The organism is Shewanella sp. TB7-MNA-CIBAN-0143 (assembly GCF_040310065.1).
In the GTDB taxonomy this organism is placed as follows: Bacteria; Pseudomonadota; Gammaproteobacteria; order Enterobacterales; family Shewanellaceae; genus Shewanella.
The window spans coordinates 1-243 of record NZ_JBEOPL010000147.1 but is presented as its reverse complement, the minus strand read 5'-3'; the positions used below and the strand labels follow the sequence as shown (position 1 = coordinate 243).

Sequence of the window (243 nt, the reverse complement as noted above, 5' to 3'; positions counted from 1 at the left end):
CGTAATCACATCAATAACAACGAATCGTCATTCATGCGCCTTTAGTTAGTACTATCAGCTTTCCAAATTGTTAAAGAACAATGCTAACCGGCTCGCGGCGCATTTCACTCTACTTCCGAAGAAGTTAACAAGTAATCTGTGTGAACACTCACATGCATCTCTGCACTTTAGGTATTGAGTTAGTCGTATAGGTAAGGAGGTGATCCAGCCCCAGGTTCCCCTAGGGCTACCTTGTTACGACTT

The 243-nt window shown here is 43.6% G+C and carries 1 rRNA gene; it reads right to left on the bottom strand.

What is annotated here, in order from left to right:
* Positions 1–192: 192 nt before the first annotated feature.
* Positions 193–243: ribosomal RNA gene (locus AAEY97_RS21470) — 16S ribosomal RNA — on the bottom strand; the annotation flags it as partial.